Genomic DNA, 20317 nt, shown 5'->3' on the forward strand with positions numbered 1-20317 from the left:
CCGCATCCCCCCAACAATAAAAACAAGAGACGATCCTGATGCCCGTACCCGATCTGTTCCGCGAAGGCCTGGCCCGTGGCTGGAAAACCCACAACGGCGCCGCCCTCGACAATGACCTGACGCTGGAAGCCGACGTCGCCATCATCGGCAGCGGCGCCGGTGGCGGCACCACGGCCGAGATCCTCAGCGCTGCCGGCTATAAAGTGCTGCTGATCGAGGAAGGCCCACTCAAGACCAGCAGCGACTTCAAGTTGCTGGAGGACGAGGCCTACACCAGCCTGTATCAGGAAGGCATCGGCCGCATGAGCAAGGACGGCGCGATTACTATCCTGCAGGGTCGGGCAGTGGGCGGCACCACGTTGATCAACTGGACCTCCAGCTTCCGCACCCCGGACGCCACCCTCTCTCACTGGGCCAGTGAATACGCGGTCAAAGGCCACAGCAGCGCCGAGATGGCGCCGTGGTTCGAAAAAATGGAACAACGCCTGGGCATCGCGCCTTGGGCCATGCCGCCGAACGCCAACAATGACGTGATCCGCAAAGGCTGCGAAAAACTTGGCTACAGCTGGCATGTAATCCCGCGCAATGTGCGTGGCTGTTTCAACCTGGGCTATTGCGGCATGGGTTGTCCGGTCAATGCCAAGCAATCGATGCTGGTGACCACCATACCGTCCACCCTGGAGAAAGGCGGCGAGTTGCTCTACCTGGCCCGCGCCGAACACCTCAAATACAGCGGCGACAGGATCAGCAGCCTGGAATGCGTGGCCATGGATGAGCGCTGCGTATCGCCGACCGGGCGCAAGATCACAGTCAAGGCAAAACACTACGTGCTGTCGGGCGGCGGTATCAACAGCCCGGCGTTGCTGATGCGCTCGGACGCACCCGACCCGCACTCGCGCTTGGGCAAGCGCACCTTTTTGCACCTTGTGAATTTCTCCGCCGGGTTGTTCGACGAGGTGATCAACCCGTTCTACGGTGCACCGCAGTCGATCTACTCCGATCACTTCCAATGGCAGGACGGCACGACCGGCAAAATGTCCTACAAGCTGGAAGCGCCGCCCTTACACCCAGGATTGGCCAGCACGCTGTTCGGCGGCTACGGCACCGGGAATGCGCTGGACATGAGCCAATTGCCGAATACTCACGCCATGCTCGCCCTTTTGCGCGACGGTTTTCACCCCGACAGCCCTGGTGGAACGGTAGATTTGCGCGGCGACGGCACTCCCGTTCTCGATTATCAAGTTTCACCCTACGCCTGGGACGGCCTGCGCCGGGCCTTTCACAGCATGGCCGAAATTCAGTTTGCAGCGGGCGCCAAGTCGGTCAAGCCGCTGCATCACGATGCGCGCTACGTAAACACCTTGGCGCAAGCCCGCGAACTGATTGACGGTTTGAACTTGGAACTGCATCGCACGACCCTGGGCAGCGCCCATGTGATGGGCGGTTGCGCGATGGGTGAAGACCCGAAAAACGCCGTGGCCGACAGCCTGGGTCGCCATCACCAATTACGTAATCTGTCGATCCACGATGGCTCGTTATTCCCCACCAGCATTGGGGCCAACCCCCAATTGTCGGTGTACGGATTGACCGCCCAACTGGCCACAGCATTGGCCGAACGTCTGAAAACAGCATGAAAAAACGCTCGATCAGCGGCATGTATCTACATAAGTCGACTTGGCCGACCGGGATGGCTGCGATACCATCCGGTTCCCCAACGGACTCCGCCAGGACGACGCGATGAACCGAGTGTTGTACCCAGGAACCTTCGACCCGATTACCAAAGGCCATGGCGATCTGGTCGAACGCGCCTCTCGCTTGTTCGACCATGTGATCATCGCGGTCGCGGCCAGCCCCAAGAAAAACCCGCTGTTTCCCCTGGAACAGCGCGTGGAGCTGGCGCGTGAGGTCACCAAGCACCTGCCTAACGTCGAAGTCGTGGGCTTTTCGACGCTGCTGGCGCACTTTGCCAAAGAGCAGAACGCCAATGTGTTCCTGCGCGGCCTACGTGCGGTATCGGACTTCGAATACGAATTCCAACTGGCCAACATGAACCGCCAACTGGCGCCGGACGTTGAGAGCCTGTTCCTCACGCCTTCGGAACGTTACTCGTTCATTTCCTCGACGTTAGTCCGTGAAATCGCCGCTTTGGGCGGAGATATCACCAAGTTTGTGCACCCTGCCGTGGCGGACGCGCTGACGCTGCGCTTCAAGAAGTAGCCGAGGTTTGCCGGTTTACCTGTAGTGAGCCGGCTTGCCCCGCGCCGGGCTGCGAAGCCCCCAATAAGAGCACTGCGTAGTTTTAGGTGAACCCCGGTCGCCTGGATTGGGGCCGCTTCGCAGCCCAGCGAGGGGCAAGCCCGCTCACCACAAAAATCAAAAGCCACAAGTCAGACCGGCTCGCACTGCGGGCGCCAATGCGGCACAATTGCGCGCATTAGTTTTCAGATGCCCTGGCTGACAGCCCTGGCAGGAGTTTCCATGTCCCTGATCATCACCGACGATTGCATCAATTGCGACGTCTGCGAACCCGAGTGCCCGAACGCTGCCATTTCCCAAGGTGAGGAGATCTACGTGATCGATCCGAACCTGTGCACCCAGTGTGTCGGCCACTATGACGAACCTCAGTGCCAACAGGTGTGCCCGGTGGATTGCATTCCGCTGGATGAGGCGCGTCCGGAGACTGAAGAGGAACTGATGGAGAAGTACCGGAAGATTACCGGTAAGGCCTGAGGTTCTTCACCGCCTGTCAGGGCCTTATCGGGGGCAAGCCCCCTCCCACACTTGTAATGTATTTCAAATGTGGGAGGGGGCTTGCCCCCGATGGTTTTATCCGACATCACACAACAATCAGCTCTGGCACTTGGGGCAAAACACACTCGCCCGCTGCCCCAGCACCACGTTGCGCAACTCAGTCCCACAGACCTTGCACGCCTCGCCACCCCGGCCGTAGACGAACAACTCCTGCTGGAAATACCCCGGCTGCCCATCCCCGCCGATAAAGTCCCGCAGCGTGGTGCCGCCCCGCTCAATGGCAGCCGCCAGCACGCGTTTGATCTCAATCGCCAGCTTCAAATACCGCCCGCGTGAAATGCCACCCGCCTCACGACGCGGATCAATCCCCGCCGCAAACAGCGCTTCCGTCGCATAGATATTGCCCACGCCCACCACCACCGCGTTGTCCATGATGAACGGCTTAACCGCCATCGACCGCCTGCGGGACAGTTGAAACAAGCGCTCGCCATCAAACAGATCGGTCAACGGCTCCGGCCCCAGACGGATCAGCAACTCATGGTTGTGCGGGTCCTGGCTCCAGAGCATCGCGCCAAAGCGCCGTGGGTCGGTGTAGCGAAGGGCCATGCCCGATTCCAGCTCGATATCCACATGCTCATGCTTGGCCGCTGGCATACCGACTTCCACCAGGCGCAAATTGCCTGACATGCCCAAGTGGCTGATCAAGGTGCCCACCTCGGCATTGATCAACAGGTACTTGGCCCGCCGCTCTACCAGCACGATGCGCTGCCCGGACAGGCGCACGTCCAAGTCTTCCGGGATTGGCCAGCGCAGGCGCCGCTCACGTACCACTACGCGGCTGACGCGCTGGCCTTCCAGGTGCGGCGCAATCCCGCGCCGGGTGGTTTCGACTTCTGGTAACTCGGGCATGTGTACCTCTTGAAGGGGGGAGTCAGTGCGCGCCCAGTTCGCGGATCGACAACTTCATACTCTCGAAGTCGTAATCCGACAGGCCCACGTAGTCCAGCACCAAAGGGCCGATGGCGTTCCACTCATGGTCAACCGACTGGTTGCCCAGCACCCGGTAGGACGAGCAGATGTGCTCGGCCATCTTCAGGATTGCCAGCAGGTTCTTCACCTGCGGGTTGCGCGACGACTCATCGCTGAAAACCGCCAGGGCGTTGTGGTGGTTGGCGATGGCATCGGTCACATGTTCCGGCAGGCGCCAGGACTTGGCGGTGTAGTAGCCAACCACCGCATGGTTGGTGTTGAACGCATTGTTCTCGGTGTCGACCACGCGGCAGTCAGGGCCGGCATTGGCGTAGGCCTGCTCCAGCACGGTCATATAGTTGGGGAAGCGCTTGAGCATCAACGGCACCCCGCAATCGTGGAACAAGCCCAAGGCATAGGCCTCGTCTACGGTCTGGGAACCCGTGCGCTTGGCCAGTGTGAGGCAGGTCATGGCCACATCCTGGGCGGTGTCCCAGAAGCGGTTGAGGGTGACGATGGTGTCGTCGCTCATCTCGCCCCTGATCGACTGCGCGTTGATCAGGTTGATGATCGACCGGCTGCCCAACAGGTTCACTGCGCGCTGGATCGAGGCAATCTTGTTGCTCAGGCCGTAATACGGTGAGTTGACAATCTTCAGCAACGCGCCGGACAGGCCGGGATCCTGGGAGATCAACCGTGCGATCACTTCCAGGTCCGGGTCAGGCATGTACTGCTCCATTTGCAAATCCACCATGATTTGCGGTTGGGGCGGTACGCTGATGCCTTGCAGGGCCTGCTGGATCTGTTCGGCGGAAAGCTCTTGGGACATAAGTACACACTCTGGGCTAGGCGAGGATTCTACCCCCTAAGCAAAGCTGACCGACACCTCAAAAACCGGATGGAGCCGGACCAAATTTGGGTGCTGGCCACATGTCCGGCGGCGCCGCGATTTCCTACGCAACAAGGTATACTCCCGCTCTTTTTTCCGGAGCGACGTCATGTCCCTGCCAAGCCTGCGTCTCAAAGCCAACGCCGATCGTCGTTTGCGCAACGGCCACCTGTGGGTCTACAGCAACGAAATCGATGTGGCCGCCACACCTCTTCACGGCTTCCAGGCAGGCGACCAGGCTATCCTGGAAGCGGCCGGCGGCAAGACCCTGGGCATCGTGGCCATGAGCCCGAACAACCTGATCTGCGCACGCCTGCTGTCGCGCGATATCAAGTTGCCGCTGGACAAGTCGCTGCTGGTGCACCGCATCAACGTTGCCCTGTCCCTGCGTGACCGCCTGTTCGACAAGCCGTTCTACCGCCTGGTCTACGGCGATTCCGACCTGCTGCCGGGCCTGGTAGTCGACCGTTTCGGCGACATCCTGGTGGTGCAGATCGCTTCGGCGACCATGGAAGCCCATAAGGAAGACGTGATCGCCGCACTGACCCAAGTGCTCAAGCCGAGCGGCATCCTGTTCAAGAACGACTCCGCCGCGCGCGACGCCGAAGGCCTCAACCGCTACGTCGAAACCGTGTTCGGCCTGGTGCCTGAGTGGGTCGCGCTGGAAGAAAACGGCGTGAAATTCGAAGCCCCGGTGATCCAAGGCCAGAAAACCGGCTGGTTCTACGACCACCGCATGAACCGCGCACGCCTGGCCCCATACGCCAAAGGCAAACGCGTACTTGACCTGTACAGCTACATCGGCGGCTGGGGCGTGCAAGCAGCAGCCTTTGGCGCCAGTGAAGTGTTCTGCGTCGACGCTTCCGCCTTCGCCCTCGACGGCGTAGAGCGCAACGCTGCGCTGAACGGCGTTGCCGAAAAAATGACCTGCATCGAAGGCGACGTCTTCGAAGCGCTGAAAGAACTGAAAGCCAGCGAAGAGCGTTTCGACGTGATCGTCGCCGACCCACCGGCCTTCATCAAACGCAAAAAAGACATGAAGAACGGCGAAGGCGCCTACCGCCGCCTGAACGAGCAAGCCATGCGTCTGCTCAGCAAGGACGGCATCCTGGTCAGCGCCTCGTGCTCCATGCACCTGCCGGAAGACGACCTGCAGAACATTCTGCTGACCAGCGCCCGTCATCTGGACCGCAATATCCAGATGCTTGAGCGTGGCGGCCAGGGTCCGGATCACCCGGTGCACCCGGCAATTGTCGAGACGCGGTACATCAAGAGCATTACGTGCCGGTTGTTGCCGAATAGCTAACAGGCAAGCACAGATAAAAATGTGGGAGGGGGCTTGCTCCCGATAGCCGTGTGTCAGCCAGCTAATAGGGGGCTGACACTACGCAATCGGGGGCAAGCCCCCTCCCACATTTGTTTTGTGGTTGCCGTGAAAACTTTTCCTACCCAAGCAAGCCACGTCTACTCAGGAAATTTCTCTCAACGCTTTTGATTGAATTCCACTTTTCGCAGACTAGTATCGGTTTCTGGTTTTACTCCGGAAAACAAAAACAATGTCTGGGCCGTCTCTCTCCCGCTTCATCCTAATCACCTGCATTTCCCTGATCAGCTTCTTCCCGATCAATATCCTGCTGCCCTCTTTTCCCGCCCTGTCTGCCCAGTTCGATACGCCCAGCGCAGACATCGCACTGTCCATCAGCCTGTTCACTTTGGTGTTTTCGATCTCCCAACTGGTCACTGGCCCGCTGTCGGATAAATGGGGCCGCAAGGAAGTGCTGCTCGGCTGCATCACGCTGTCGATCCTCGGGGCGATAGGCTGCGCAATGGCCCCGGATTACCTGACGTTCCTGCTGTTTCGCACGGTGCAGGCCATGGGCTGCGGCTTCTTCGTGTTGGGCCATGCACTGGTGGAAGACCTGTTCGATGAACAGGACCGAGCCCGGGTACGCCTCTATTACATGACCCTGAGCGGCTCGTTTGTCGCCCTAGCGCCACTGATCGGCTCCTGGCTGCAAACCACCTTCGACTGGCAAGGGAGCTTCTATGGGTTTGCGCTCATGGCATTGGGCATGTTGATCCATGCGTTCTGCATTCTGCCTTCCCAGGCTGCCAGCCCGCACCGCGTACCCGTTTCGATCCTGGGCACGCTCAAAGCAGTCGCCGCCAATCGCGACTTTCTGCGCTATTGGTGGATCGCCGCCCTGGTGTTTGCCTGCTATTTCGCCTTGATCAGCGTGACACCGCTGATTTTCATGGATGCGCTGAAGCTGTCCGAGTACCAATATGCGTTGGTGCTGATGGTGTATGGCGTGGCCTACCTGCTCGGGGGCGTCGCAGCCTCGCACCTGCAAAAACGCATGACGCTGTCCCGGCAAATCAACATCGGTCTCGGACTACTGCTCGTTGCTGGCGCACTGTTAACCCTGATCGTGAGCCTGAAAGCCATCAGCACCGTGACCTTGCTCATCCCAATGCTGATCAGCGCCCTGGCCGTGACCCTGGTTCGGCCTGCTGCGATTTCCGCAGCGATGCTGTTGTTCTCAAGCAGTGCGGGCACCGCGGCATCGGCCGGGAACAGCATCATGTTTCTCACGGCGGCCATCAGCAGCGCCGCACTGGCACAGGCCGGCGATTATCTGCTCATCACCATCGCCATCGGGTTCATTGTGCTCAGCCTGTGGGGGCTGATGACCAACAGCCGTGCGGGCCGCTAAGGCTCCCGAATCACCGGCGTAAGCAGCATATCGCTGGTCTGCAACTGCAAATAACGGGGTTTGACCAGCGAAACCTTTCCTTCGCGGATATCGTGGATCAGCGTCTCCGTGTCGACATAACCGTCCGGCAGCTGCGTCCACAACAACGGACCACGATCGTCCCATTCGCCCTTCTCATCCAGCACGAAAATGCGTGGCGGCTTGGAGTCGTGACGATAACTGGTGCTCGGCATTGCCAGCACTTCGGGTTGGCCATCCTGATCCAGGTCGACCGCCCACAGCACGCAACCCAACTCGCAAGGGGAGTCCGTGCTCAGGCTGAGCTCGGCAAATTGCTCGCTACCTTTGGGCTCCGGGCCGATCCATTCCAGTTCGGGCTTGGGCCGCTCCGCCTGTTCCTTTGCATAACGCTCGGTGAAACTCAGCGCCGTGTCGTCCATCCGCTCACGCAAGGCGCGGCGTGAATCCGGGTCCAGAATGCGTTCCTGATCCAAGTCGACCTGCAACTTTGCAAACGCCTCCTCGCCTGCTTTCTCCAGGCCAAACCGCAAGTAGTCCGCATCGAACGCTTCAGCCTTGGTGCGCCCGTCGAGCAAACGCCGGACCTGATCGTCGACGCTCAAACGTACCGGATCGAGGATCGGCGTATTGACCAACACCACCAGCCCACAAAACAGCAACGCCAGGGCCGGGTTGGTCACCCGCAAGTTGGCGAGCCAGATCGGCGAACGCAACACCACCGCCCAAACGGCCGCCAGGCCATACAAGCCACACAATAGCGCCGCCGCCAGCGCAATGAAACGTTGTGGCGACAAGGCATATTGCTCCACCCGCAGCCAGCTCGAATAAAACGCGATGCCGGCGAGAATCGGCAGACACAGCAGGCTCAACTCGATAAAACGCGTTAACCATTTGGGGTACGGCCGAGGCTGAATACCCTCCTGAAAAACACCGTTGAGCAAGAACAGTTGCGCACCTGCCAGCACCAGAAGAATGGGCGTTGAATAACCCGTCGCCCAAATTCGTTGGAGCCCGGTGAACGGTAAAGTCAGGGTAAACAGCAAACTGATCAGGGCGATCAACGGCAACAACAAGCCACAGGCGCTGAACAGCATGCCGCGCATCTGGCCGATGACTTTCTCGCTGCGCGCCGCCAGGTACATGCCCAGGGCGAACACCAACGGCAAGCTGATGCACAGGAATCGCTGGCTCCAGAAGTGATGCTCAAAAAATTCGATGCCCAGCATCAGGAACAGTCGGCCCCATAGCTTGAGCAACAACATGAACACCCCCACCAGGATCAGGGCGTACAGCACGATGAACACGCTGTTCCAGGCCTGCTGAAACAGGTCCTCATAACGCCAGCGCTGCCCTTTTTCGGCGGGCCAGGCGAACAAAAACGTGGCACAGACATAACTCAACAACATCACGCTGATAAACCAGGAATTGATCGCCCAACGGCTATTGCCGACATGGTCGAGGCCGTAACAGACCCACAGCGTCATGCCGCCCATCAACAGGGTGAACGCCAGCGTAGGTAGCAGCGACCGCCACCGCAGAGCTTTTTCCCCCAGCAACTGCAAGGTGGTACCGCCGACCAACACAACGGTGTAGGTGACAAAAAACAGAGTTTCGCTCAAGCGATAGAGCTGATCGGAGTAATTGAAGACGATTCCCTGGATCAGACCGATCAGCAGGTAAAACCCAAGAAAACGATGGATACCGGGCATTCCAATTCCTTTGGAGAGGGGTGGGGGGCAAAGGGTCGCTAGTCTAAACAAAGCCCACGGACATGAGTATTGCCCCGTTCCCTCCAGCCGCCAGCGGTGTAGAATCGGCCCTATTCATCGCCAGTCATCCCCCGGCGGGTTTATGAGCTCAAGGCCAATGCGCACGGCGATCCCGTCACGTTTGCGGCAACTTCCGGACACCAGGGCCATTTTTCGGGTGTTCCAGACGTCACTAGAAGCTCACTCCCCTTTGATACCGATTAGCCGCCCGGAGTGCTCCAATGCCTGATTACCGCTCGAAAACATCCACCCACGGCCGCAACATGGCCGGCGCGCGCGCACTGTGGCGTGCCACGGGGATGAAAGATGACGACTTCAAGAAGCCGATCATCGCGATTGCCAACTCTTTTACCCAGTTCGTACCGGGCCACGTCCACCTCAAGGACCTGGGCCAACTGGTCGCCCGCGAGATTGAACGCGCTGGCGGCGTAGCAAAAGAATTCAACACCATCGCCGTGGATGACGGCATCGCCATGGGCCATGACGGCATGCTGTACTCGCTGCCAAGCCGCGAGATCATCGCCGACTCCGTGGAGTACATGGTCAACGCGCACTGCGCCGACGCCATCGTCTGCATCTCCAACTGCGACAAGATCACCCCCGGCATGCTGATGGCCTCCCTGCGCCTGAACATCCCGGTGATCTTCGTCTCCGGCGGCCCGATGGAAGCCGGCAAGACCAAGCTCGCCTCCCATGGCCTGGACCTGGTCGACGCCATGGTCATCGCCGCCGATTCCAGCGCTTCTGACGAGAAGGTTGCGGAATACGAGCGCAGCGCCTGCCCGACCTGCGGTTCGTGCTCCGGCATGTTTACCGCCAACTCGATGAACTGCCTGGTCGAAGCCCTGGGCCTGGCGTTGCCGGGCAACGGTTCGACCCTGGCGACCCACAGCGACCGCGAGCAGCTGTTCCTGCAGGCCGGCCGCACCATCGTCGAGCTGTGCAAGCGTTACTACACCGAGAACGATGACTCGGTATTGCCGCGCAACATCGCCAACTTCAAGGCGTTCGAAAACGCCATGACCCTGGACATCGCCATGGGCGGTTCCACCAACACCATCCTGCACTTGCTGGCCGCCGCCCAGGAAGCCGAGATCGATTTCGACCTGCGCGACATCGACCGCCTGTCCCGTCACGTGCCGCAACTGTGCAAAGTCGCGCCGAACATCCAGAAGTACCACATGGAAGACGTGCACCGCGCCGGCGGGATCTTCTCGATCTTAGGCTCTCTGGCCCGTGGCGGCCTGCTGCACACCGACCTGCCGACCGTGCACAGCAAGTCCCTCGCCGAAGGCATCGCCAAGTGGGACATTACCCAGACTGACGATGAAGCCGTGCATACCTTCTTCAAGGCCGGCCCGGCGGGCATCCCGACTCAGACTGCGTTCAGCCAGTCGACCCGTTGGGACACCCTGGACGACGATCGTGAAAACGGCTGCATCCGCAGTGTCGAACACGCCTACTCCCAAGAAGGCGGCCTGGCCGTGCTCTACGGCAACATCGCCCTCGATGGCTGTGTGGTGAAAACCGCCGGTGTGGATGAGTCCATCCACGTCTTCGAAGGTCGCGCCAAGATCTACGAAAGCCAGGACAGCTCGGTTCGCGGCATCCTCGCCGACGAAGTGAAAGAAGGCGACATCGTGATCATCCGCTACGAAGGCCCGAAAGGCGGCCCGGGTATGCAGGAGATGCTCTACCCGACGTCCTACCTGAAATCCAAAGGCCTGGGCAAAGCCTGCGCCCTGCTGACCGACGGCCGCTTCTCCGGCGGCACCTCGGGCCTGTCCATCGGCCATGCTTCGCCAGAAGCCGCTGCCGGTGGCGCGATTGGCCTGGTGCAGGATGGCGACAAGGTGCTGATCGACATTCCGAACCGTTCGATCAACCTGTTGATCAGCGATGAAGAACTGGCTGCACGCCGCGTCGAGCAGGACAAGAAAGGCTGGAAGCCGGTTGAAAAACGTCCACGTAAAGTGACCACCGCGCTGAAGGCTTATGCCCTGCTGGCCACCAGCGCCGATAAGGGTGCTGTGCGTAACAAGGCGATGCTCGACGGCCTGTAAGCCTCGCCCCAATAAAAATGCCCCGCCAAGTGCGGGGCATTTTTTTGCCTGGAGCAATTCTCCAAAACACTGAGGATCACAATGTGGGAGGGAGCTTGCTCCCGATATAGATGGGTCAGTCAACACATGCACCGACTGGCACCCTGCTATCGGGAGCAAGCCCCCTCCCACATTTACCGGCGTAGAGCCGTGGTTATTGAATCTCATCCGGCTTGACGATCACCCAGTTCTTATCCGCCGTCACCGGCAACCCTTCCTTGGCCTGCGCCGCAGCATGCTTGGCCATCATGCCGTTGAGTTGAGTCATGTATTTGTCTTTGCGGTTGATCCACAGGTGCACGCCGCCCTTGGCGACGTCTACATCGTGGAACAGCATGTAGCCGTCGCTGGTCGGCGTGTCGCCACCGACGATCACCGGTTTTTTCCATTCGTCGATGTAGGTGAGGATCGCCGCGTGTTTACCGGCCATCCAGGTCGCCGGGGTCCACAGGTAAGGGGTCAGCTCCAGGCCGAGGTTGGCTTTCTCATCGTATTTGCCGGCGGTGATCTGCTTGCGGGCGGTGGTCAGCTCGCCGGTCTTGCGGTCCTTGAGCAGGGTGGTCACGCCGATGACGTTTTCAGGTTTGACGTTGTAGCCGTACTTCGGATCCGCCGCGACCATGCGCACCAGTTCCTCGGAAGCGGCCGTCATCACGTACACCTCGATGCCGTTTTCCATCAGCTTGTTGTACAGCTCGGTCTGGCCGGTGAAGACTTTCGGCGGCTGCACCTCGGACTTCTTCACCACGTCGCCTTCGAAATAGCTGACCGGCACGGGCTTGCCGGACGCCATCAGCTCATCCACCTGAACCTTGAGTTCCTTGAGGGTGAAGCCGGAAAACACCTGGGCGACCCAGGGGTAGCAGACCATGTCGTCCACTTCGCACAGGCGATAGTAGTAACTGAACAGGCTTTCCTTATGGTCGGCCGTGTCTTTGAACGGCATCAGCTTGAGCGAAGGATCAAGGCTGTCGCGAGTGATCAGGCCCTTGTTTTCCATGTAGGGCAGCAGGGACTCTTCGAGGTCGTAGCGGTAGCTGGTGTTGTCCATGTCGAACACCGCGTAGTTACCCTTGTTGGCGTTGGCGGCGATCATGTCGTTCAGTTGCTTGGCCGCAGGTGCGGGCCAGTGTTTCAACTCCGTGGCGGCAAACGCCTGGCTGGCGAGTCCCAGGCAAAGTGCGGCGGATACCAGTAGTTTCGGCGCGAGCTTCATAGACGTTGTCTCCCTGAGTGAAAGACATCGACGCTAACAAATCCTCGTGACAGTTCCCATGTTGAGCGCGACCGCGCGCGTCCTGATCCCGCCAACGGCATACGCCTGAGCGTCAAAGGCTTATTCCAAAAACGACAGTCACCATTCCATATTGGTATTAAATCAATATATTTCAAGCTGTTAGGATTTCCGGTTCGCAATCGCAGGCTCACGCGATTGGCTGCCTTCTCAACGGAGCTTCAATGAATCTGCCCCTGATTCTCAACTTACTCGTGTTCGTGGCCCTGCTATTGGGCCTGGCACAAACACGTCGCACAAACTGGAGCCTCGCCAAGAAGGTCCTGTTCGCCCTGGTCCTGGGCGTGGCGTTTGGTGTGGCGCTGCACAGCATTTACGGTGCCGGCAACCCGGTGCTCAAGGCCTCCATCGGCTGGTTCGACCTAGTCGGTAACGGCTACGTGCAGTTGCTGCAAATGATCGTGATCCCGCTGGTATTTGCCTCGATCCTCAGCGCTGTGGCGCGCCTGCATAACGCGGCGTCCTTGGGCAAGATCAGCTTCCTGACCATCGGCACGCTGCTGTTCACCACCGCGATTGCGGCATTGATCGGTATCGGTTTGACCAACCTGTTCGGCCTCACCGCCGAGGGCCTGGTGGCCGGCACCCAGGAAATGGCGCGCCTGCAAGTGATCCAGAGTGATTACGCGGGTAAGGTCGCCGACCTGAACATCCCTCAATTGCTGCTCTCGTTTGTGCCGTCAAACCCGTTTGCCGACTTGGCCCGCGCCAAGCCAACGTCAATCATCAGCGTGGTGATCTTCGCTGCATTCCTGGGGGTTGCCGCGCTGCAACTGCTCAAGGATGACGTGGAAAAAGGCCAGAAAGTGCTCAACGCCATCGACACCCTGCAAGCCTGGGTGATGCGTCTGGTGCGCCTGGTGATGAAACTGACCCCGTACGGCGTATTGGCGCTGATGACCAAAGTGGTCGCCGGTTCCAACCTGCAAGACATCATCAAGCTCGGCAGTTTCGTGCTGGTGTCGTACCTGGCCCTGGGCCTGATGTTCGTGGTGCATGGCCTGCTGCTGTCGCTGGCCGGGATCAACCCGCTGCGCTTCTTCCGCAAGGTCTGGCCAGTGCTGACGTTTGCCTTCACCAGCCGTTCCAGCGCGGCGGCTATCCCACTGAGCATTGAGGCGCAGACTCGCCGCCTCGGCATTCCGCAATCCATCGCCGGTTTCGCTGCTTCGTTCGGCGCGACCATCGGCCAGAACGGTTGCGCCGGCCTCTACCCGGCCATGTTGGCGGTGATGGTGGCGCCGACCGTGGGCATCAACCCATTGGACCCGCTATGGATCGCGACCCTGGTGGCGATTGTGACCCTGAGTTCGGCCGGTGTTGCTGGCGTGGGTGGCGGTGCGACGTTTGCCGCGCTGATCGTGCTGCCGGCCATGGGCTTGCCGGTCTCACTGGTGGCGCTGCTGATTTCCGTGGAGCCGCTGATCGACATGGGCCGTACGGCGTTGAACGTGAATGGTTCGATGACGGCAGGGGCAATTACCAGCCAGATCATGGGGCAGACGGACAAGGCGTTGTTGGATGCAGATGAGCATGCGGAGTTAGCGCAGGCCTGATAGACCGCCATCGGGGGCAAGCCCCCTCCCACATTTGGACTGCACTTCAATGTGGGAGGGGGCTTGCCCCCGATGCTTTTAGACTTTTTCCCAGACTTCGAAGTTGTAAGCCGGCTTATCACCTTCGGCTGGGTTTGGCAGATTGGAAACCAACGTCCACTGGTTCGCATCAAACTCCGGAAACCACGCATCCCCTTCCGGACTCAGCGCCACGCGCGTGAGATATAACCGATCCGCCTGCTCCAGCCCCTGCGCATACAGCTGCGCGCCACCGATCAGCATCAACTCATCCACGCCCTGCTCCAGCGCCCAGGCTTCAGCCCGCGCCACGGCGGCATCGAGTGACGGAAAAACTTCCGCACCTTCAAGCTTAAGATCGGTCTGACGGCTGACCACCAGGTTCAAGCGCCCAGGCAGCGGTCGCCCCAGAGAATCCCAGGTCTTGCGCCCCATGATGATTGGCTTGCCAAGAGTGGTGGCCTTGAAATATTTGAAATCCCCCGGCAAATGCCAGGGCATGCTGTTATCGACGCCGATCACGCGGTTTTCACCGAGGGCTGCGATCAGGCTTAAAGGGAGAGTTTTTTTCATGGCGACGAGAATACCAGAGCCAAGACCTAGCGGTTATGCTCCAACCTCACTTGCTCAACAGGACGGCGCGTGACTGCACTGAACCCGCTGCAAAAACTCTGGCTGACAGAAACCGTGCGCCTGCGTGAAGAACACGCAGGCGCCCTGGAGGACTTGGAAGCCAACCGCCTGGCCCGCACGGCCGGCGGCGATCTGTCGACGCGCATCCAGCATCGCGCCTTGCATCTGGCCGAGCGCGATGGGCTGACTGCCGCCCTCACCCGCTGGCTGCAAGGTGCGCGTTTGGCACTGGTGCTGCTGGCGCTAGTCGCCGTTATCAGCGGCGCCGGGCTGGCCTTCGCGGCACTGGGCAACGGCTTGACCCCGGTGAATGTGTTCTGGGCCCTGGGCAGCCTGCTCGGTTTGAACCTGATCCTGTTGATAAGCTGGGCACTGGGCCTGCTGTTTGCTGGAGAGCACAGCGCCAGCCTTGGTCGCTTATGGCTGTGGCTCAGTGAAAAACTCGCCCGTGACGCCAAGGCCGCGCAATTGGCCCCGGCGTTATTGCTGTTGTTGCAGCGCCAGAAACTCAATCGCTGGGCAGTCGGTGTGCTGGTCAACGGACTGTGGCTGCTGGCATTGCTCAGCGCGCTGGTCATTCTGCTGACACTGCTCGCCACAAGGCGCTACGGCTTTGTGTGGGAAACCACCATTCTCGGTGCCGACACCTTCGTCGCCGTCACCCAGGCCCTCGGTGCCCTGCCCGCTGTGCTTGGTTTCAATGTACCGACCGTCGAGATGATCCGCGCCAGCGGCGACTCCGCCCTCAATATCGAAAGCGCCCGCCAAGCCTGGGCCGCTTGGTTGGTGGGCGTGTTGCTGGTCTACGGCCTGCTGCCCCGACTCATCCTCGCCCTGTTGTGCCTGTGGCGTTGGAAAGCAGGACGCGCGGCCTTGCGTCTGGACCTGAACCTACCGGGCTATAGCCAACTGCGTGAACGCCTGATGCCAAGCAGTGAACGCCTCGGCGTCAACGACGCCGCGCCCGAGCAACTGCACCACGTTACCGGCGGCGTCAGCGAGCTTGAAAGCGACGGCGCCCTGCTGGTGGCCATCGAGCTGGACGACCAACACCCCTGGCCGCCCAAGCTACCAGCCCAAGTGAAAAACGCCGGCATCCTCGACAGCCGTGAATCGCGCAACAAGCTGTTGGAACAGCTCACCCGCTTCCCGCCCGCGCGCCTGGCCATCGCCTGCGACCCGCGCCGTTCGCCGGATCGCGGCAGCCTCGCGCTGATCGCCGAACTCGCGCGCAGCGCCGCAGCCACCCGCGTCTGGCTGCTGCAAGCGCCGCCCGGCCAAGCGCTGGATGCCGAACGCCTCGGCGATTGGCACACCGCGCTGCATCAGCTGGAGCTGCCCTTCGCCGACTGCGCGCCGTTGAACTGGCTGGAGACCGGTCATGACTAAACCGCTGAAACTCGCCGTGGTCGGCCACACCAACGTGGGCAAAACTTCGCTGCTGCGCACCCTGACCCGGGATGTGGGCTTCGGTGAAGTCTCCCATCGTCCCAGCACCACGCGGCATGTAGAAGGCGCGCGCCTGTCGGTGGACGGCGAAGCCCTGCTGGAGCTGTACGACACACCCGGCCTGGAAGATGCCATCGCCCTGCTTGATTACCTGGAACGTCTCGACCGACCTGGCGAACGCTTGGACGGCCCGGCGCGCCTGGCGCGGTTCCTCGAAGGCAGCGAAGCGCGCCAGCGTTTCGAGCAGGAAGCCAAAGTGCTGCGCCAACTGCTGGCCTCGGACGCCGGTCTGTATGTGATTGATGCCCGCGAGCCGGTGCTGGCCAAGTACCGCGATGAGCTGCAAGTACTGGCCAGTTGCGGCAAACCCTTGCTGCCGGTGCTCAATTTCGTCAGCAGCAGCGACCACCGCGAACCGGACTGGCGCGAAGCCCTAGCCCGCCTCGGCCTGCATGCGCTGGTGCGTTTCGACAGCGTCGCGCCGCCGGAAGACGGCGAGCGTCGTCTGTATGAAAGTCTGGCCCTGCTGCTGGAAAACGCACGACCGCAGTTGGAACGCTTGGTCCTTGATCAGCAAGCCCAACGCCAGGCCCGCCAGCAAAGCGCGGCGCGGTTGATCGCCGAATTATTGATCGACTGCGCCGCGTGCAGGCGCAGCGTGGTCACTGAAGATGAGCAGCAAGCCATCGGCGATTTGCGCAAGGCCGTACGCCAGCGCGAACAAAAATGTGTGGAAGCCCTGCTCAAGCTGTTCGGTTTCCGCCCACAAGACGCGGCCGCCAGCGACTTGCCGCTGCTGGATGGCCGCTGGGGCGACGACCTGTTCAACCCGGAAACCCTCAAGCAACTCGGCGTGCGCGTGGGTGGCGGGATCGCTGCCGGCGCGGCGGCGGGTGCCGGCGTGGATCTGCTGGTTGGCGGGCTGACGCTGGGCGCCGCTGCCCTGGCCGGAGCCATCGCCGGGGGCGCGCTGCAAACCGCGCGCAGCTATGGCAGCCGCCTGCTGGGCAAGATCAAGGGCCAACGCGAGTTGACCGTCGATGATAGCGTCCTGCGCCTGCTCGCCCTGCGCCAACGCCAGTTGCTCAAGGCCCTGAGCCTGCGCGGCCACGCGGCGATGCACAGCATCAAGGTCGATACGCCCCAGGACAAAACCTGGCGCGAAGGCAAGTTGCCGGAGGCGCTGCACAAAGCCCGTGCCCATCCGCAATGGTCGTCGCTCAACCCCCACGCCAAGCTGAGCCAGGCTGAACGCCAAGAGCAAATCGAGGCCCTCGCCCAACGCCTCGACGAGACCTAAGCTGCCAGCACCTTGCGAGCCTTGGCCTTGAGCACTTCAAGGTCGAGCAGCGGCACGTGCATGTCCTTGGCTTGTTCGTCCCAGTGGCGCATGCGCAGGCTGACGTGACAGAGCGGGTCTTGCTCGAAGGCCCGTGCCTCATCGGCCGTCATCACGCCGCCCTGATACGCCAAGGTTCGACGGCTGGCTTCGCTCAGGCGCGCGTAGTAATCCGGCTGGCTGAAGGTCAGGTAGCGCTTGGCCTGCACGTGATATTCCACAAGCCTGGCCATGCGTTCGCTGAACCCTGCCCGACGCAGGTAATCCGCCCCCAACCGCTCATGGCTGACCACGCCATAACCGCCCATGTTCGCGCCGCCCTGGCCGCAGAGATGGCCGATGTCGTGGAAGAACGCTGCCAATACCACTTCATCATCGAAACCTTCTGCCATGGCCAACTGCGCGGTCTGGGACATGTGTTCGATCTGCGACACCGGCTCGCCGATGTAGTCCGCCGTGCCGTGCTGTTCGTACAAACCGAAGACGTCGGTAATCACCTGTTCCCGGTTCATCACGCCTCCCCACACAACGCGCGGATATTGCGCTCGGCCATCGCTGGTCCCACGCTCATGCCCACGCCGGTGTGCATCAACGCTGCACTCACGCCTGGCGCCGCCCGCAAGAACGAAAACGGCGCCGGTCCACGCGAGCCATAAATGCCCTGCCAACGCTCCACCACCTGGATCTTGCAGCCCAGGGTCTGCTGGGCCAGTTCGATCAGCCAGTCGTCGACCTGTTCGGCGTTGAAGGGCGACGCATCGCTGCCGTACTCGTGGGAATCGCCGATGATCAGTTCGCCGTGAGGCGTCGGGCTGATCAGCAAGTGAATGCCATGCTCATGCAGGTACGGTGCTTCGCGAAGGATCTGCGCCTGCACCGGCGCGGCTTCCGGCAAGTCGGCGAAGGCACCGTAATGCACGCAACTGAGGCCGGTGAGCAAGGCGTGTTGCAGGTTCAGGTTGAGCACCGGCCGGGCGCGCAGCATTTGCAGGCGACAGACCTGCGGGTTGAGCGGCGCAATCGATTCGGCCAGCAGGGTTTGGTAATCGTGGCCGGAGCAGACGATGATCTGCTCGCCACGAAAGCTCCCCGCCGTGCTGTGCAGTTGCCCCGGCTCCACGTCGCGCACGAGCGTGGAGAAATGAAACTCCACGTTCAGCGCTTGCGTCAGGTAGTTGATCAGCGCCGGAATCGCCTCGCGCGAATACAGCTGTTGATCGTCCTTGCCGTGCAGCGCGGCGCGGTGGTGGCGGAACTGGCCGCCGTACAGATCCTTCATTGCTGCGCCTTGCAGCAACTCGACGTTATAGCCGTACTCCTGCGCGCGGCCGGCGCAGAAGGCTTCCAGCAGGTGTTCTTCAGCTTCGGTGCGGGCAAACAAGTACGAGCCGTTGCGCTTAAGTTGCAGCCCGGCGACTTGCGCCCACTGCCCCCAGATCTCACGGCTTTCGCGCGCCAGGTCGAGCATCGGCCCCGGTGGTTGGCCGGTGACCAGAGCCTGGCCGAAGTTGCGCACCGAGGCGCCCAACGGCGTGGCGCTGCGCTCGAAGACTTTGACCTTGAGGCCGCGTTTGGCGGCTGCATAAGCGTGGGAAAGGCCGAGGATGCCGGCGCCGATGATCAGCAGGTCGCTGTGGTGTGTCATTTAGTGATGTCCTGTTTTCAAGACCGCCATCGGGGGCAAGCCCCCTCCCACAGTTGACCGCATTCTCATGCAGGAACTCGGTCGACTATGGGAGGGGGCTTGCTCCCGCTAGGGCCATCAGCCCTAACGAAAACCTTACTGACCCGCTACCTTCTCCGACTTGCCGTCATAGCGCTTACGCCATTCAGTCAGGATGCTGTCGCGGTTTTTGGAGGCCCAGCCAAAGTCGTTCTTGATCAAACGCTGCTCGTAGTCCGCTGGCAATTCGGTCTGCGGCTTGGCGATTCCCGGCTGGGCGAGCACGGCAAAGTTGTCCTTGTACAACTCCATCGCCGCAGGGCTGGCAGAAAAGTCCGCCAGTTTCTTCGCCGCGTCGGCATGGGCGCTGCCCTTGATCACGGCAGTCGCTTCGATGTCCCAACCCAGGCCTTCTTTGGGCAGGATGATGTCCAGCGGCGCGCCCTGACGCTTGAGCTGTACCGCCGGGTATTCAAACGAAATACCAATCGGGAATTCTCCCGAAGCCGCCAGCTTGCAAGGCTTGGAACCGGAGTGAACGTACTGACCGATGTTCTGGTGCAGGTCGTCCATGTACTGCCAGCCTTGTTTCTCGCCGAAGGTCTGCAGCCACGCGCTTACGTCCAGGAAACCGGTGCCGGACGATGCCGGGTTGGGCATCACGATCTTGCCCTTGTACTCAGGCTTGGTCAGGTCTTGCCAGCTCACCGGCTTGGTCAGGCCCTGTTTCTCGGCTTCGACGGTGTTGAAGCAGATGGTCGCGGCCCACACGTCCATGCCGACCCAGGCCGGGGGATTGGCAGCGTCGCGGTAGTTTTTGCCGATCTTGTCCAGGTCCTTCGGCGCGTAGTTGTCGAGCATGCCCTGCTGGTCGAGGATCGCCAGACTGGAGGCCGCCAGTCCCCAGACCACGTCGGCTTGCGGACGATCTTTCTCGGCCAGCAGCTTGGCCGTGATGATGCCGGTGGAGTCGCGTACCCACTTGATTTCAACATCAGGGTTGGCTTGCTCGAAGGCCTTTTTGTAGGTCTTCAACTGCTCGGCTTCGAGGGCCGTGTACACGGTCAGTTCGGTTTTGGCGAAGGCATTCAGGCTGAATGCAGTGAGTACGGCAGCGACCAGCGCCAGGGGCTTGAACATGGAATAC

General features: G+C 60.9%; 17 protein-coding genes. 9 read left to right on the forward strand and 8 right to left on the reverse strand.

The window, feature by feature from the left end:
* Positions 1 to 38: 38 nt before the first annotated feature.
* From ACEN2T_RS24135 to ACEN2T_RS24145, 3 genes are all read left to right on the forward strand, one after another.
* The gene (locus ACEN2T_RS24135; protein ID WP_442117689.1) at positions 39 to 1634 is read left to right on the forward strand and encodes a GMC family oxidoreductase N-terminal domain-containing protein; all 1596 of its coding nucleotides are present in this window, start codon (positions 39 to 41) and stop codon (positions 1632 to 1634) included.
* A gap of 103 nt (positions 1635 to 1737) precedes the next feature.
* On the forward strand, positions 1738 to 2217 hold the full coding sequence (gene coaD / locus ACEN2T_RS24140; RefSeq protein ID WP_003176711.1) for a pantetheine-phosphate adenylyltransferase: 480 nt from the start codon (positions 1738 to 1740) through the stop codon (positions 2215 to 2217).
* Positions 2218 to 2478: 261 nt separating this feature from the next.
* Positions 2479 to 2730 carry a YfhL family 4Fe-4S dicluster ferredoxin gene (locus ACEN2T_RS24145; RefSeq protein ID WP_032884168.1) on the forward strand — a complete coding sequence of 84 codons (252 nt, stop codon included), beginning with the start codon at positions 2479 to 2481 and terminating at the stop codon, positions 2728 to 2730.
* Positions 2731 to 2847: 117 nt separating this feature from the next.
* Here the strand turns inward: ACEN2T_RS24145 and mutM are convergent, their stop codons facing one another.
* The gene (mutM, locus tag ACEN2T_RS24150; RefSeq protein ID WP_095185142.1) at positions 2848 to 3660 is read right to left on the reverse strand and encodes a bifunctional DNA-formamidopyrimidine glycosylase/DNA-(apurinic or apyrimidinic site) lyase; all 813 of its coding nucleotides are present in this window, start codon (positions 3658 to 3660) and stop codon (positions 2848 to 2850) included.
* Positions 3661 to 3682: 22 nt separating this feature from the next.
* Positions 3683 to 4549, reverse strand: a complete 867-nt coding sequence (locus ACEN2T_RS24155) for an HDOD domain-containing protein (protein ID WP_032884170.1) — start codon at positions 4547 to 4549, stop codon at positions 3683 to 3685.
* A gap of 169 nt (positions 4550 to 4718) precedes the next feature.
* On the opposite strand from ACEN2T_RS24155, the gene ACEN2T_RS24160 reads away from it, so the two are divergent.
* Positions 4719 to 5915 (forward strand): class I SAM-dependent rRNA methyltransferase, encoded by a 1197-nt coding sequence (locus ACEN2T_RS24160; protein WP_053127951.1) that lies wholly within the window; start codon positions 4719 to 4721, stop codon positions 5913 to 5915.
* Between the two features lie 250 nt (positions 5916 to 6165).
* Positions 6166 to 7326, forward strand: coding sequence for an MFS transporter (locus ACEN2T_RS24165; RefSeq protein ID WP_442117690.1), 1161 nt, complete (start codon positions 6166 to 6168; stop codon positions 7324 to 7326).
* On the opposite strand, the gene ACEN2T_RS24170 is transcribed toward ACEN2T_RS24165, so the two are convergent.
* Positions 7323 to 9056, reverse strand: coding sequence for a DUF4153 domain-containing protein (locus tag ACEN2T_RS24170; RefSeq protein WP_122754227.1), 1734 nt, complete (start codon positions 9054 to 9056; stop codon positions 7323 to 7325). The genes ACEN2T_RS24165 and ACEN2T_RS24170 overlap by 4 nt on opposite strands.
* Positions 9057 to 9337: 281 nt before the next feature.
* Between ACEN2T_RS24170 and ilvD the strand changes: the two genes are divergently transcribed.
* Positions 9338 to 11179 (forward strand): dihydroxy-acid dehydratase, encoded by a 1842-nt coding sequence (gene ilvD, locus ACEN2T_RS24175; RefSeq protein ID WP_032884175.1) that lies wholly within the window; start codon positions 9338 to 9340, stop codon positions 11177 to 11179.
* Between the two features lie 193 nt (positions 11180 to 11372).
* On the opposite strand, the gene ACEN2T_RS24180 is transcribed toward ilvD, so the two are convergent.
* Positions 11373 to 12434, reverse strand: coding sequence for a phosphorylcholine phosphatase (locus tag ACEN2T_RS24180; RefSeq protein ID WP_095185144.1), 1062 nt, complete (start codon positions 12432 to 12434; stop codon positions 11373 to 11375).
* 242 nt (positions 12435 to 12676) lie between these two features.
* Here ACEN2T_RS24180 and ACEN2T_RS24185 point away from each other — a divergent pair, with 242 nt between their 5' ends.
* Positions 12677 to 14068 (forward strand): L-cystine transporter, encoded by a 1392-nt coding sequence (locus ACEN2T_RS24185; protein WP_032884179.1) that lies wholly within the window; start codon positions 12677 to 12679, stop codon positions 14066 to 14068.
* A 78-nt stretch (positions 14069 to 14146) separates the two neighbouring features.
* Here the strand turns inward: ACEN2T_RS24185 and ACEN2T_RS24190 are convergent, their stop codons facing one another.
* Complete coding sequence (locus ACEN2T_RS24190) at positions 14147 to 14659, reverse strand: dihydrofolate reductase (protein WP_095185145.1); 513 nt, start codon at positions 14657 to 14659, stop codon at positions 14147 to 14149.
* Positions 14660 to 14728: 69 nt separating this feature from the next.
* Between ACEN2T_RS24190 and ACEN2T_RS24195 the strand changes: the two genes are divergently transcribed.
* Positions 14729 to 16108, forward strand: coding sequence for a DUF2868 domain-containing protein (locus ACEN2T_RS24195; protein ID WP_442117691.1), 1380 nt, complete (start codon positions 14729 to 14731; stop codon positions 16106 to 16108).
* Positions 16101 to 17468 (forward strand): DUF3482 domain-containing protein, encoded by a 1368-nt coding sequence (locus ACEN2T_RS24200; protein ID WP_442117692.1) that lies wholly within the window; start codon positions 16101 to 16103, stop codon positions 17466 to 17468. The genes ACEN2T_RS24195 and ACEN2T_RS24200 overlap by 8 nt, the downstream gene beginning before the upstream one ends.
* Here the strand turns inward: ACEN2T_RS24200 and ACEN2T_RS24205 are convergent.
* The 3 genes from ACEN2T_RS24205 to ACEN2T_RS24215 form a co-directional block, all read right to left on the reverse strand.
* The gene (locus ACEN2T_RS24205) at positions 17465 to 18019 is read right to left on the reverse strand and encodes a phosphonate degradation HD-domain oxygenase (RefSeq protein ID WP_179179773.1); all 555 of its coding nucleotides are present in this window, start codon (positions 18017 to 18019) and stop codon (positions 17465 to 17467) included. The two genes, ACEN2T_RS24200 and ACEN2T_RS24205, sit on opposite strands and share 4 nt — an antisense overlap.
* Positions 18019 to 19152: a TIGR03364 family FAD-dependent oxidoreductase gene (locus tag ACEN2T_RS24210; protein WP_442117693.1), complete on the reverse strand. Its 1134-nt coding sequence runs from the start codon at positions 19150 to 19152 to the stop codon at positions 18019 to 18021. Before ACEN2T_RS24210 ends, ACEN2T_RS24205 begins: the two co-directional genes overlap by 1 nt.
* A 135-nt stretch (positions 19153 to 19287) precedes the next feature.
* Entirely contained in the window at positions 19288 to 20310 is a 1023-nt protein-coding gene (locus tag ACEN2T_RS24215) for a putative 2-aminoethylphosphonate ABC transporter substrate-binding protein (RefSeq protein WP_095185149.1), read from the reverse strand.
* Positions 20311 to 20317: the final 7 nt, after the last annotated feature.

Source organism: Pseudomonas sp. W22_MBD1_FP4, from assembly GCF_052113765.1.
In the GTDB taxonomy this organism is placed as follows: Bacteria; Pseudomonadota; Gammaproteobacteria; order Pseudomonadales; family Pseudomonadaceae; genus Aquipseudomonas; species Aquipseudomonas sivasensis.

Coding starts and splice junctions, on each gene's coding strand:
- ACEN2T_RS24170 (WP_122754227.1), bottom strand. CDS start 9,056: ATGCCCGGTATCCATCGTTTTCTTGGGTTTTACCTGCTGATCGGTCTG.
- ACEN2T_RS24190 (WP_095185145.1), bottom strand. CDS start 14,659: ATGAAAAAAACTCTCCCTTTAAGCCTGATCGCAGCCCTCGGTGAAAAC.
- ACEN2T_RS24155 (WP_032884170.1), bottom strand. CDS start 4,549: ATGTCCCAAGAGCTTTCCGCCGAACAGATCCAGCAGGCCCTGCAAGGC.
- ACEN2T_RS24185 (WP_032884179.1), top strand. CDS start 12,677: ATGAATCTGCCCCTGATTCTCAACTTACTCGTGTTCGTGGCCCTGCTA.
- ilvD (WP_032884175.1), top strand. CDS start 9,338: ATGCCTGATTACCGCTCGAAAACATCCACCCACGGCCGCAACATGGCC.
- mutM (WP_095185142.1), bottom strand. CDS start 3,660: ATGCCCGAGTTACCAGAAGTCGAAACCACCCGGCGCGGGATTGCGCCG.
- ACEN2T_RS24210 (WP_442117693.1), bottom strand. CDS start 19,152: ATGACACACCACAGCGACCTGCTGATCATCGGCGCCGGCATCCTCGGC.
- ACEN2T_RS24180 (WP_095185144.1), bottom strand. CDS start 12,434: ATGAAGCTCGCGCCGAAACTACTGGTATCCGCCGCACTTTGCCTGGGA.
- ACEN2T_RS24165 (WP_442117690.1), top strand. CDS start 6,166: ATGTCTGGGCCGTCTCTCTCCCGCTTCATCCTAATCACCTGCATTTCC.
- ACEN2T_RS24160 (WP_053127951.1), top strand. CDS start 4,719: ATGTCCCTGCCAAGCCTGCGTCTCAAAGCCAACGCCGATCGTCGTTTG.
- ACEN2T_RS24145 (WP_032884168.1), top strand. CDS start 2,479: ATGTCCCTGATCATCACCGACGATTGCATCAATTGCGACGTCTGCGAA.
- ACEN2T_RS24215 (WP_095185149.1), bottom strand. CDS start 20,310: ATGTTCAAGCCCCTGGCGCTGGTCGCTGCCGTACTCACTGCATTCAGC.
- coaD (WP_003176711.1), top strand. CDS start 1,738: ATGAACCGAGTGTTGTACCCAGGAACCTTCGACCCGATTACCAAAGGC.
- ACEN2T_RS24135 (WP_442117689.1), top strand. CDS start 39: ATGCCCGTACCCGATCTGTTCCGCGAAGGCCTGGCCCGTGGCTGGAAA.
- ACEN2T_RS24200 (WP_442117692.1), top strand. CDS start 16,101: ATGACTAAACCGCTGAAACTCGCCGTGGTCGGCCACACCAACGTGGGC.
- ACEN2T_RS24205 (WP_179179773.1), bottom strand. CDS start 18,019: ATGAACCGGGAACAGGTGATTACCGACGTCTTCGGTTTGTACGAACAG.